This window comes from bacterium, assembly GCA_021372775.1.
Lineage (GTDB): Bacteria > Acidobacteriota > Polarisedimenticolia > J045 > J045 > JAJFTU01.
The window spans coordinates 1-11708 of sequence record JAJFTU010000142.1 but is presented as its reverse complement, the minus strand read 5'-3'; the positions used below and the strand labels follow the sequence as shown (position 1 = coordinate 11708).

Annotated in this window: 12 protein-coding genes; 8 read left to right on the top strand and 4 right to left on the bottom strand. The window is 72.8% G+C overall.

Annotation, left to right across the window (positions count from 1 at the left end; genetic code table 11):
• Nucleotides 1-246 (top strand): polysaccharide deacetylase family protein (locus tag LLG88_04700; GenBank protein ID MCE5246206.1); only part of this gene is annotated, 246 nt, incomplete at its 5' end.
• Between the two features lie 91 nt (nucleotides 247-337).
• Here the strand turns inward: LLG88_04700 and LLG88_04695 are convergent.
• The 4 genes from LLG88_04695 to LLG88_04680 are packed head-to-tail and all read right to left on the bottom strand — an operon-like array spanning nucleotide 338 to nucleotide 2661.
• The gene (locus LLG88_04695) at nucleotides 338-889 is read right to left on the bottom strand and encodes a DUF4252 domain-containing protein (protein MCE5246205.1); all 552 of its coding nucleotides are present in this window, start codon (nucleotides 887-889) and stop codon (nucleotides 338-340) included.
• Nucleotides 886-1551, bottom strand: a complete 666-nt coding sequence (locus tag LLG88_04690) for a DUF4252 domain-containing protein (GenBank protein MCE5246204.1) — start codon at nucleotides 1549-1551, stop codon at nucleotides 886-888. Before LLG88_04690 ends, LLG88_04695 begins: the two co-directional genes overlap by 4 nt.
• A 1-nt stretch (nucleotide 1552) precedes the next feature.
• Complete coding sequence (locus LLG88_04685; protein ID MCE5246203.1) at nucleotides 1553-2146, bottom strand: zf-HC2 domain-containing protein; 594 nt, start codon at nucleotides 2144-2146, stop codon at nucleotides 1553-1555.
• Entirely contained in the window at nucleotides 2143-2661 is a 519-nt protein-coding gene (locus LLG88_04680; GenBank protein MCE5246202.1) for an RNA polymerase sigma factor, read from the bottom strand. The genes LLG88_04685 and LLG88_04680 overlap by 4 nt, the downstream gene beginning before the upstream one ends.
• Before the next feature lie 100 nt (nucleotides 2662-2761).
• Here LLG88_04680 and LLG88_04675 point away from each other — a divergent pair, with 100 nt between their 5' ends.
• From LLG88_04675 to LLG88_04645, 7 genes are all read left to right on the top strand, one after another.
• Entirely contained in the window at nucleotides 2762-4936 is a 2175-nt protein-coding gene (locus LLG88_04675) for a S9 family peptidase (protein ID MCE5246201.1), read from the top strand.
• 292 nt (nucleotides 4937-5228) lie between these two features.
• Complete coding sequence (gene atpH / locus LLG88_04670) at nucleotides 5229-5792, top strand: ATP synthase F1 subunit delta (GenBank protein MCE5246200.1); 564 nt, start codon at nucleotides 5229-5231, stop codon at nucleotides 5790-5792.
• A gap of 54 nt (nucleotides 5793-5846) precedes the next feature.
• Nucleotides 5847-7514: a F0F1 ATP synthase subunit alpha gene (gene atpA, locus LLG88_04665; GenBank protein MCE5246199.1), complete on the top strand. Its 1668-nt coding sequence runs from the start codon at nucleotides 5847-5849 to the stop codon at nucleotides 7512-7514.
• A 5-nt stretch (nucleotides 7515-7519) separates the two neighbouring features.
• Nucleotides 7520-8401 (top strand): ATP synthase F1 subunit gamma, encoded by an 882-nt coding sequence (atpG, locus tag LLG88_04660; protein MCE5246198.1) that lies wholly within the window; start codon nucleotides 7520-7522, stop codon nucleotides 8399-8401.
• Nucleotides 8402-8424: 23 nt separating this feature from the next.
• Nucleotides 8425-9864, top strand: coding sequence for a F0F1 ATP synthase subunit beta (atpD, locus tag LLG88_04655; GenBank protein MCE5246197.1), 1440 nt, complete (start codon nucleotides 8425-8427; stop codon nucleotides 9862-9864).
• 48 nt (nucleotides 9865-9912) lie between these two features.
• Nucleotides 9913-10332 (top strand): ATP synthase F1 subunit epsilon, encoded by a 420-nt coding sequence (atpC, locus tag LLG88_04650; protein MCE5246196.1) that lies wholly within the window; start codon nucleotides 9913-9915, stop codon nucleotides 10330-10332.
• A 223-nt stretch (nucleotides 10333-10555) separates the two neighbouring features.
• Nucleotides 10556-11708: branched-chain amino acid ABC transporter substrate-binding protein (locus LLG88_04645; GenBank protein MCE5246195.1), on the top strand; the 1153-nt coding region annotated here is incomplete at its 3' end.

Below are 11708 nucleotides of genomic sequence, written 5' to 3'. Positions count from 1 at the left end.
CCGCTCCTCGCGCGCCGCGGGATGACGCTCGCGACGTGGACCCGCCGCGGCTTCGACGCGGCGTGCGGCGATCCGCGGACCGTCGCGCGGCGCCTGCTGCGCGGCCTCGCCGCGGGAGACTTGCTCTTGCTGCACGACGGCGCGCCGCGCCGCGCGCCGGACGGGACGCCGGTCTCGCTCGCCGTCCTGCCGCGGCTGCTCGACGAAATCGAAAGGCGCGGCCTTTCGGCCGCGCCCCTCGCCTGACCTCGTCCCGGCGCGCGCCTTCGCGCACGGTCTCCGTATTCGTCTCCGTCTCCGCGCCTTTCGTCGCTCGTCGCCGCGCGCGTCGTCGCGCTCAGTCGCCGCCCCGTCTTCCGAGGGCGGCGATCGACGGCGCGTCGCGCCGGCCGTCCTCGCCGCGCCTGCGGGAGAGCGCGATCCCCGTCTCGACGAGTCCGCCGACGTCGCCGCGCAGGCGGACGAGCGTCAGCTCCTCCTTGTCGAGCGCGGCGACGAGCAGTTCGCGCACCGCTCCCTTCTCCGAGCGCGCGAAGACGACGGCGGCGAGGCGGCCGCGCTCGACGACGCGGACGATCGGCTCCGCGCCGGGCAGCGCCGCGGCGAGCCGCTCCGCCGCCGACCCCGCCAGGCCGCGCGCGTCCGCGACCTCGAAGACCGCGAAGTCCACGCGGTCCACGGCGCGCGCTAGGCGCGCCTCGTCCCCGTCGAGCGCCGACGCCCCGCAGCGCAGCAGCGCGCGGCCGACGTGGAACGAGGTCGTGCAGCGGAGCTTCGCGCCCGAACTCTCGAGCGCGGCCCGTTCCGCCTGAAAGTCGGCGAAGCCAAAGAACGGGCCGCAACCGAGCGAAAGCGCGCAAAGCGCGGCGACGCCGAGCGCGCGGATCACGGACGTTCCTCGCGCGGCGCGCTCTTCGGCGCCGGCTTGTCGCGTCCCGCCGTTCCGCGCTTCGCCTCGCCCAGATCCTTGAGGCCCGGGATGTCCACGTTGTCGCCGAGCTTGGAAAGGTCGGCGAGGTTGAACGGCCCGGCGATGTTGGCGAAGACAAGTTCCGTCTTCCCCTCGCGGTGGTCCCGATCGACGAGCATCACGACGAGGCCGACGATGTGGTCCCCCTCGCTCAGCGCGAGGACGCGGATCCGCTCCCCCTTCTCGCGGACGCGCGCGACCTCCTCCCAGCCGGCGCGGAGCAGCCCCTCCGCCGTCGTTTCGATCAGCCGCAGCGCCTCGTCGCGGCGCGCCGGCTCGATCCCGACGACGACGGCGCTGATCTTCTCCAGCCGCCCGATCACCGACGCCGCGGAGCTGTCCTTCTTGTCCACCGAGCCGGCGAGCGACTTGAGCAGCGAGCCGCCGACGTTGACCTCGACGAGGTCGCCGTCCTCGGTGGCGAAGGCGAGGAACGGCTTCGGATCGACGACGCCGCGGCCCGGCGCGGCCTTGTCGGCCGGATCGGCGTAGGCGGCGACGGCGAGCAGCGCGGCGACCGCCCAGAGCACGGACAGGCCGATCAGTGCACGGCGCAGAATTCTCTTCCTCTCGGGCGTCATCTCAGTTCCTCCTTCCGCGCGGCGCATCGACCGCACTGTTCAGGATCGGCGCGGCGCGCAGCGCGGGGGCGATCCCCCGGCCGACCGCGTCGTCGAGCGCCGCGGCGCCGCTTCTGGCGAGCGCGCCGCGGGCGATGGCGAAGACGATGTTCGCGTCCGCTTCGGCGCGGCGGATCCGCTCCCGCTCCGCCGCGCGCCGTCCGTCGGCCGCGACGAGGGCGACCACGAGCGCCGCGGCGCAGGAGGCGAAGGCGAGGACGATCCGCGGACGGACGCGGCGCCGCGCCGGCGCGCGCATTCCGCGGCGTTCCCGCGCCGCGGAGTCGCGGGCCTCTTCGGGCCGGCGGCGATCGACCGTCGCGGCGAAGACCGCGGCGAGCGCGTCGTCGGGCAACGCCGGATCGGGCAGCGCGGCGAGTCCCGCGAGGAGCGCGCCGCCGCGCTCGGCGAAGGCGCGGCACTCCGCGCACCGCGCGAGATGCGCGTCGAGCGCGCGGCGGTCGGCGTCGCCGATCTCGCCGTCCCAGAGCGCGTGCAGCAGCCCGCGCGCGGCGCCGCAGCCGTCGCCGGCGAAGCCGTCCCGCGCCGCGTTCACGGCCGCACCCCCGCGGCGAGAAGCGCCCGCTGCGCCTTTTCCCGCGCGCGGTGCAGCAGCGCCTTCGCCGTGCCGAGCGGCACGCCGAGCGTCGCCGCCAGCTCGTCGTAGGAGAGGCCGTGCGCCTCGCGCAGCAGCAGCGCCGCGCGGTCGCGCGCCGGCAGCCCGGCCAGCGCGCGCTCGATCGCCGCCGCGGTCTCGCGGCCGCAGGCGGCGCGGTCGGGGGCGCAGTCGCCGGCCTCGATTTCGTCGAGCGCGCCGTCCCCGACCTCGAACCGCGCGCCGCGCCGGCGCAGCCGGTCCACGCAGAGGTTGTGCGCCGCGCGCAGCAGCCAGAACCGCGCCCCGTCGCCGCCCTCGATCGCTTCGCGCCGTTCCCACATCCGCGTCAGAGCCTCCTGCGCGACGTCCTTCGCCTCCTCGCGGTCCCCGAGCAACCGGGCGGCGTAGCCGAAGACCCGGTCCTTGTGCTCGAGCACGGCGCTGCGGAAGGCGTCGTCGTTCATCGTCGTCATCCGGAGAAACGGTTCGGGGCGCGAAAAGTTGCGGGACGCGCGGCGCGCCCCGCTCCGTGCTGTAATCGTGCGAGTTCCCCCAACGACGAGGAGTGCCCTAATGCCGCACGATCAGCAGCGCCCGACGGGCGGCCGGCGCAAGGCGACGAACGGCGTCGTCGCCGCGCTGGCCATCGCGCTGTTCGCCCTCCCGGCCTTCGCCGGCGACGCGAAGCGCGCCTTCACGATCGAGGATTTCTACAAGGTCAAGAGCCCCGCGGGGCCGGTCCTGTCGCCCGACGGCGCGACCCTCGTCTACTCGCTGCAGACGAAGGACCTCGGCCGCGGCAAGGCGCAGTCCGACCTCTACCGCGTCCCCGCGGCCGGCGGCCCGGCGACCCGCCTGACCTTCACCGACGACCAGAGCGAGACGTCCCCCGCCTTCTCCCCCGACGGCAAGCTGATCTCCTTCGTCGCCAAGCGGGGCGAGAACCAGGGGATCTGGCTGCTGCCGACCGACGGCGGCGAGGCTCGTCAGATCGTCGCGCTCTCCACCGGAATCGACGCCCCGGTCTGGTCCCCCGACGGCAAGTACATCGCCTTCGCCAGCGAGATCCACCCCGAGTGCGGCGCCGACGACGCCTGCAACAAGAAGCTCGACACGTGGCGCGCCAAGGGGCCGCTCAAGGCGCACGTCGCCGACGAGCTGCTCTACCGCCACTGGACGCAGTGGTACGACGGCAAGGTGAGCCACGTCCTCCTCGTCGAAGTCGCCACCGGCAAGGTCCGCGACCTGACCCCCGGCGACCGCGAGGCCCCGGTCTTTTCCCTCGGCGGGGCGGCCGGCGGCTACGCCTTCTCCCCCGACGGGAAGGAGCTGGCCTACACCCGGAACCCCGACCCGAAGGACACGCTGGCCCGCTCGACGAACAGCGACATCTGGATCGTGCCGGTGGCCCCCGGCCCGGACGGCGCGACGCAGCCGGCGACCGACGTCACCGCCGGCAACAAGGCTTGGGACGGCGATCCGCTCTACTCGCCCGACGGCCGCTGGATCGCCTACCGCCGCCAGCTCCAGCCGGGGTACGAGTCGGACCTCTTCCGCCTCGTCCTCTACGACCGCGCGGCCAAGACCTCGCGCGTCCTGACCCCCAACTTCGACAACTGGGTCGACTCGGCCGCGTGGCTCGCCGACTCGACCGGCCTCGTCTTCAAGGCCGAGGAAGGCGGCCGCTCGCCGCTTTACCGCGTCCTGCTCGCCGGCGGCGCGCCGGAGAAGCTCGCGACCTTCGCCACGATCGACGACTTCGTCCTGCCCAAGGACGGGCGCGCGGCGTTCGTCCTGCACCGCGCGATCGCCGAACCGCCCGAGCTCTGGCGGCTCGACCTCGCCGGCAAGGCGGCGCCGCTCCGCCTGACGACCCACAACAAGGCGCTCGAGGACGAGGTGGACATCCGCCCGGCCGAGGAGGCGTTCATCGCCGGCGCCGGCGGGGCGAAGGTCCACACCTTCGTCGTCAAGCCGCACAACTTCGACCCGAACAAGAAGTACCCGGTGATCCTCAACATCCACGGCGGCCCGCAGAGCCAGTGGGCCGACTCGTTCCGCGGCGACTGGCAGGTCTACCCCGGCGCCGGGTACGTCGTCGTCTTCCCGAACCCGCACGGCTCGACCGGCTTCGGCCAGGCCTACACCGCTTCCATCTCCGGCGACTGGGCCGGCGCGCCGATGGAGGACGTCGCCAAGGTCACCGACTGGATCGAGAAGCAGCCGTGGGCCGACAAGGACCGGATCGGCGCGATGGGCTGGTCCTGGGGCGGCTACGCCGTCAACTGGCTGCAGGGGACGACGACCCGCTACAAGGCGCTGGCCTCGATGATGGGGGTCTTCGACCTGCCGTCGAAGTTCGGCGCGACCGAGGAGCTCTGGTTCCCGACGTGGGACCTCAAGGGGACCCCCTGGACCTCCGACCAGTACGAGAAGTTCAACCCCTCCCGCAACGTGAAGAACTTCAAGACCCCCGAGCTGGTGATCACCGGCGAGTTGGACTACCGGATCGCCTACACCCAGGGGCTGATGGCCTTCACCTACCTCCGGTCGATGAACGTCCCGGCCAAGCTCGTCGTCTTCCCCAACGCCGGCCACTGGCCGAACTGGTACGAGATGGCGCTCTACTACACCGCCCACCTCGAGTGGTTCCACCAGTACCTCGGCGGCGATCCGGCGCCGTGGAGCAGCGACGACTTCGCCGCCAACAAGGTCTTCGACTTCGAGACCGGCCAGCGGCGGAAGTGACCTTTTCGCGTTCCGTTCCGGAACGCTTCGGCTTCGTTCGGACGGCCGCGCGGCGCGATCAGCCGCGCGGCCGTTCCGCGTTTCGGGGCCCGCGGCGCGCCGCCGCTCCCGACTTGCGCCGCGCCGCTCCGCGCCCCCGCCGGCCGGCGCGGGAGGGCCGTCGCGCCCGCCCTTCGACCTCGTCCGGTTGACGCCCCTTGGCGCGGTTGCTAGCATCCGCCTCTTGCCGGTGGGTTTCTGCCCGAACGGGCGGGGTGTCCCCGCCGGGCGGGAAATCCGCGAGGAGTCGTTCGTGAAGAACGCGCGTCTGATCGCCGAGCGGTACGCGCAGGCTCTCGCCGGGGCCGTCCCGAAGGCCGAAGACCTCTCCCGCGCCAGAACCGACGTCGCCCATCTGGCGGAAGTGGTCGCCTCCTCCGGAGAGCTGGCCGGCGCGCTGGCCAGCCCGGTCGTTTCGGCGGACGCGAAGCGGAAGGTGATGCTGGCCCTCGCCGAGCGGCTCGGCGCCGCGCGCGAGGCCCGGGCGCTCCTGGCCGTCCTCGCGCCGGAACACTGGAAGATCTTCGGCTTGATCGCCGACGCCGTCGGCCGCGCGGCCGACGCGCGGGCCGGCGTGGTCGAGGCGACGGTGCGCACCGCCGCGCCGCTCCCCGCCGACGTGCGGGCGCGGCTCGACGAGGCGCTGGCGAGACTGGTCGGCGCCGCGGTGCGGACGCGGACCGAGATCGATCCCGCGCTCCTCGGCGGCGTCGTCGTCGAGGCCGCGGGCCGCCTTTACGACGGCAGCCTGAAGGCGCGCCTCGCCGAGCTGCGGACGCGGCTCGCCGGCGGGACGGCGGGGGCGATCGCAGGGTGAGACGAACGCGGCCGCGCGCCGGCCGCGCGCGAACCGACGAGGGAGCGTAGCCGCATGGACTTCAACGTCAGCGAGATCACCGCGCTGCTCAAGCAGCAGATCGAGGGATACGAGCGGAAGGTGGACGTCGCCGAGGTCGGCACCGTCACCTCCGTCGGCGACGGCATCGCCCGCATCCACGGCCTGGAGAAGGCCGCCTCGCTCGAGCTGCTCGCGCTCCCCCACGACGTCTTCGGGCTGGCGCTCAACCTCGAGGAAGACTCGATCGGCGCCGTGCTCCTCGGCGACGTGCAGAAGATCCGCGAAGGGGACGTCGTGCGGCGCACGCGCCGCATCATCGAGACCCCCGTCGGCCGGTCGATGCTCGGGCGCGTCGTGGACGCGCTCGGCCGCCCGGTGGACGGCCGCGGCCCGGTCGAGGCCGAAGGGAGCGCGCCGCACGAGCGGATCGCCCCGGGCGTCGTCTTCCGCCAGTCGGTGAAGGAGCCGCTGCAGACCGGCCTCAAGGCGATCGACGCCCTGATCCCGATCGGCCGCGGCCAGCGCGAGCTGATCATCGGCGACCGCCAGACCGGCAAGACGGCCATCGCCCTCGACACGATCATCAACCAGAAAGGCAAGGGGGTGATCTGCATCTACGTGGCGATCGGCCAGAAGCAGTCCACGGTCGCCCAGGTGGTGCGGACCCTCGAGGAGTACGGCGCGCTGGAGCACACGATCGTCGTCAGCGCCTCCGCCTCCGACCCGGCCCCGATGCAGTACCTCGCGCCGTACGCCGGCTGCGCGATGGGCGAGTTCTTCCGCGACCGCGGCGAGCACGTCCTCTGCGTCTACGACGACCTCTCCAAGCACGCCGCGGCCTACCGCGAAATCTCGCTGCTGCTCCGCCGGCCGCCGGGCCGCGAGGCGTATCCCGGCGACGTCTTCTACCTCCACTCCCGCCTGCTCGAGCGCGCGGCGAAGCTGCGCGAGCGCTACGTCGTCGTCCCGGCCGGGGCGCCGGCCGGCGCGTCGGAGAGCGTGGACGGCGCCGAGTACTGGGGCGCGCCGGGGTTCGAGCGCGCGAAGGAGAAGGCGAAGGAGCTCGGCGCGGGGCACGAGGTCCGCAAGGCGCCCGGCACGGGCGGCTCGCTGACCGCGCTGCCGGTGATCGAAACGCAGGCCGGCGACATCTCCACCTACATCCCGACCAACGTGATCTCGATCACCGACGGGCAGATCTTCCTCGAGACCGACCTCTTCTACGCCGGCATCCGCCCCGCGCTGAACGTCGGCCTCTCGGTCAGCCGCGTCGGCGGCTCGGCGCAGGTGCCGGCGATGAAGAAGATCGCCGGGCCGCTGCGCCTCGAGCTGGCCCAGTACCGCGAGCTGGCCGCCTTCGCCCAGTTCGGCTCGGACCTCGACAAGGCGACGCAGGCCCAGCTGGCCCGCGGCCGCCGGCTGCAGGAAATCCTGAAGCAGCCGCAGTACCAGCCGGTCTCGGTGGAGAAGCAGATCGCGCTGATCTTCGCCGCGACCAACGGCTACCTCGACGCGGTGCCGGTGGAGAAGGCGGCCGAGTACGAGAAGCGGCTCAACGGCTATCTCGACGCGAGCCGCGCCGACCTGCTGGCGCTGATCGCCGAGCGGAAGAAGCTCGACGACGAGATCGTCTCCGGCCTGCGCGCGGCGCTGGACGAGTTCCGCGGGCAGTTCGCCGCGCTCGCCGGCGTCGCCGAGTAGGGGCGATGGCCAACAACACCCGCGATCTCCGGCGGCAGATCCGCTCCGTCCGCAACACCGCCCAGCTGACGCGGGCGATGAAGATGGTCTCGGCGGCGAAGCTGCGGCGGGCGCAGGAGGCGATGCTCGCCGCGCGCCCCTACGCCGAGACGCTGCGGCGGGTGCTGGCCGACGTCGCGCTCCGCGCGCGGCCGGAGCTCAACCCGCTGCTCGCCGTCCGCCCGGAGCGGAAGGTCGACCTGATCGTCCTCTGCGGCGACCGCGGCCTCGCCGGCGCCTTCAACGCCAACATCCTCCGCACCGCCGACCACTGGCGCGCGGCGCGCGAGGAGGGCGGAACGGCGGTCTCGCTGACGATCGTCGGGCGCAAGGCGGCGGACTACTACAAGCGCCGCCCCGGGGCGGCGGTGCGCCGGCGGCTGACCGACGTCTCGCGCCTCGAGCCGGCGGCGCTGGCGCGCGACCTCTCCGACGAGGCGCGGGCGCGGTTCATCGGCGGCGAGGCCGACGCCGTCTTCGTCGTCTACAACCAGTTCCGCTCGACGATCTCCCAGAAGGTCGTCGTCGAGCCGCTCCTCCCGCTGGCGGAGGTGGCCGGCCGCGAGCCGGCGTCGTTCCTGCGCGAGGGGATCGACTTCCTCTACGAGCCGGAGGCGGAGCGGCTGCTCGCCGGCCTGCTCGAGCGGTACGTCGCCTTCTCCGTCCTGCACTCGCTGCTCGAGTCGGGCGCCGCGGAGCACGCGGCGCGGATGACGAGCATGGACAACGCGACGCGCAACGCCAACGAGCTGATTTCCAAGCTGACGCTGCTCTTGAACCGGATTCGCCAGGCCTCGATCACCAACGAGATCATCGAGGTCGTCAGCGGCGCGAACGCGCTCGGCTGACCGCACACCGCGAGGGACACCGCATGGAACGGATGGGCAAGGTCGTCCAAGTCATCGGCGCCGTGGTGGACGCGCAGTTCCCCGAGGGGGAGCTGCCGGAGATCTACAACGCCCTGCGCGTCCAGGACGAGGGGCGCGAAACGGGGCGGCCGATCGACGTCACGCTCGAGGTGCAGCAGCACCTCGGCGAGGGGCGGGTCCGCTGCGTGGCGATGGAGCCCACCGACGGCATGGTCCGCGGGATGGAGGTCGAGGACACCAAGGCCCCGATCCGCATCCCGGTGGGCAAGGGGACGCTCGGCCGCGTGATCAACGTCCTCGGCCGCCCGGTGGACGAGCTCGGGCCGGTCGCCGCCGACGAGCAGTGGCCGATCCACCGCCACGCGCCGTCGTTCGCCGAGCAGGCCGCGTCGGTCGAGATGTTCGAGACCGGGATCAAGGTCATCGACCTCCTCGAGCCGTACACCAAGGGCGGCAAGACGGGGCTCTTCGGCGGCGCGGGCGTGGGCAAGACCGTGCTCATCCAGGAGCTGATCCACAACGTCGCGATGAAGCACGGCGGCTACTCCGTCTTCGCCGGCGTCGGCGAGCGGACGCGCGAAGGGAACGACCTCTGGGTCGAGATGCAGGAAGGCGGCGTGATGGTCGCCGGCGGGCCGGACAAGTCGAAGGTCGCGCTGGTCTACGGCCAGATGACCGAGCCGCCGGGGGCCCGCCTGCGCGTCGCCCTCACCGGCCTGACCGTCGCCGAGTACTTCCGCGACGTCGCCGGCCAGGACGTGCTGCTCTTCGTGGACAACATCTTCCGCTTCACCCAGGCCGGCTCCGAGGTCTCGGCGCTGCTCGGCCGCATGCCGTCGGCCGTCGGCTACCAGCCGACCTTGGCCACGGAGATGGGCGAGCTGCAGGAGCGGATCACCTCGACCAAGAAGGGGTCGATCACCTCGGTGCAGGCGATCTACGTCCCCGCCGACGACTACACCGACCCGGCGCCGGCGACGACCTTCGCCCACCTCGACGCCTCGACGAACCTCAGCCGCCAGATCTCCGAGCTGGGCATCTACCCGGCCGTCGATCCGCTGGCCTCGACCAGCCGCATCCTCGACCCGCGGATCCTCGGCGAGGAGCACTACCGCACGGCGCGCGACGTCCAGCAGGTCCTCCAGCGGTACAAGGAGCTGCAGGACATCATCGCCATCCTCGGCATGGACGAGCTCTCGGAGGACGACAAGCAGCTCGTCGCCAGGGCGCGCAAGCTGCAGAAGTTCATGTCCCAGCCGTTCTTCGTCGCCGAGCAGTTCACCGGCTTCCCCGGCCGCTACGTCGAGCTGGCCGACACGATCCGCAGCTTCCGCGAGATCGTGGACGGCAAGCACGACGACCTGCCGGAGCAGGCGTTCTACATGGTCGGCACGGTGGAAGAGGCGGTGGAGAAGGCGAAGAAGATCCGCGCGGCCGAATAGCCGCGCGGCTTGACGGGGGCGGCCGCGCGCCGCTCCGCGGACGGGCGCATGTCCCTGCCGGAGAAGATCCACCTCGAGATCGTCACCCCCGAGCGGCGCATTCTCGCCCGGGACGTGGACGAGGTCGTGCTGCCCGGCGCGCTGGGCTCGTTCGGCGTCCTGCCCGGGCACGCCCCGCTCCTCGCGGAGCTCGGCCCGGGGATCGCCGTCGCCCGCGTCGGGGACCGGCGGGAGGCCCTCGCGATTTCCGGCGGGTACGCCGAGGTCGGTCCGGACAGGGTTTCGGTCCTCGCCGAGACGTGCGAGCGCGGGGCCGAAATCGACGTGGACCGGGCGCGGCGCAAGCTCGACGAGCTGAACGGGGAACTGCGGACCGCGCTCCCCGAAGGGGAAGTGGAAGTGCTGCGGCTGCGGATGCTCAAGCACCTCGCGCGCGTGGACGCCGCGGTCGGCCGTCCGCTGCCCTGAAGTCAGTCGCCGCCCCGGGCGCACGATCGTCCCGCCCCGCGGGGGCCAGAGCGTACATTTCCGCCGAGACGCCGGTCGGCGAGGGTCGTTCCGCGCGCGTTTGGGGGCGCGCGGGCCGTTGCAAGGCGGGCCTCGCGGTTCGGGAATTCGTCGGCGTTCCGCCCGCAGGAGGGGCGGCCGCCGCGCGTCGTCGGCGTCGAGGGGCCCGCGGGAGGAGGTTCCGATGACCGGGCGCTCCGCGACCACGCTCCTCGGGCTCGTCGTTCTCGTCGTCGCCGTCTCGCTCTGGGCGGCGTGCGTCGAACGCTCGCCGATCGTCCTCGGCGTCGTGATCTCCGAAACGGGACCGGCGGCGGAATACGGCAAGGCGGTCCGGATGGGGATCGACCTCGCCTACGCCGAGGCGGTCGAGCAGGGCGGGTTCCCCGAGGGGCGGCGGCTCGCCCTCTCCTACCGCGACGACGGCGGGAAGCCGGACGCCTCGCTCGCCGCGGCGAAGAACCTGGTCGGCGTGACGCAGGCCAACCTGCTTCTCGGCGGCCTCACGTCCGGCGTCGCGCAGGCGGTCATTCCCTTCCTCGTCGAAAAGGAAGTCGTGATGATCAGCCCCTCCGCCTCGGCCCCGTCGCTGACGGCGCAGGGCGGGGGCTGGTTCTTCCGGGTCTACCCCAACGACGCCGCCGAGACGCAGCAGATCGGGGCCGCGGTGCGGAACCTCGGTCTCGCCGAGGTCGCGGTCCTGACCTACAACGAGACGTTCGGGCGCTCGCTCTCCGAGCTGTTCGCGGCGCAGATGACGGCCGACGGCGTGAAGATCGCCGTGCAGGAGTCGTTCGACGCGCCGCTGGCGGCGGACCGCGCGAAGGAGCTGGCGAAGAAGGTCGTCGCGGCGAAGGTCCGCGCGGTCTACATCGCGGGGCTCGTGAACGAGGTGGCCGCCCTCTGCCAGGCGCTCGACGCGGAGAAGTTCGACGGCGTGAAGCTGGCCAGCTCGGCCGTGACTTCCGACATCGTCAAGCTCGCCGGCCCGGCCGCCGAGCGGCTGATCTTCCCCCAGGCGGCGTTCGAGCTCGAGGGCTCGGCGCCCAAGATCAAGAGCTTCACCGAGGCGTTCCAGCGCAAGTACAACCGCGCCCCCGGGGTCTACGCGGCTTACGGCTACGACGCGATGCAGGCGATGGTCGCCGCGCTGCGGAAGACGCAGCGCGGCACGGCGGGCGAGGTGCGGACGCAGCTCGGCGCGCTCTCGCTCGACGGGGTCACCGGCAAGCTCGCCTTCGACAACCGCGGCGACGTCCGGCGCGTCCCGCATCTGACGGCGGTCGTCAAGGGCGATCTGCACCACTTCGACAAGCTCGACGCAGCCCTTCGCGCCG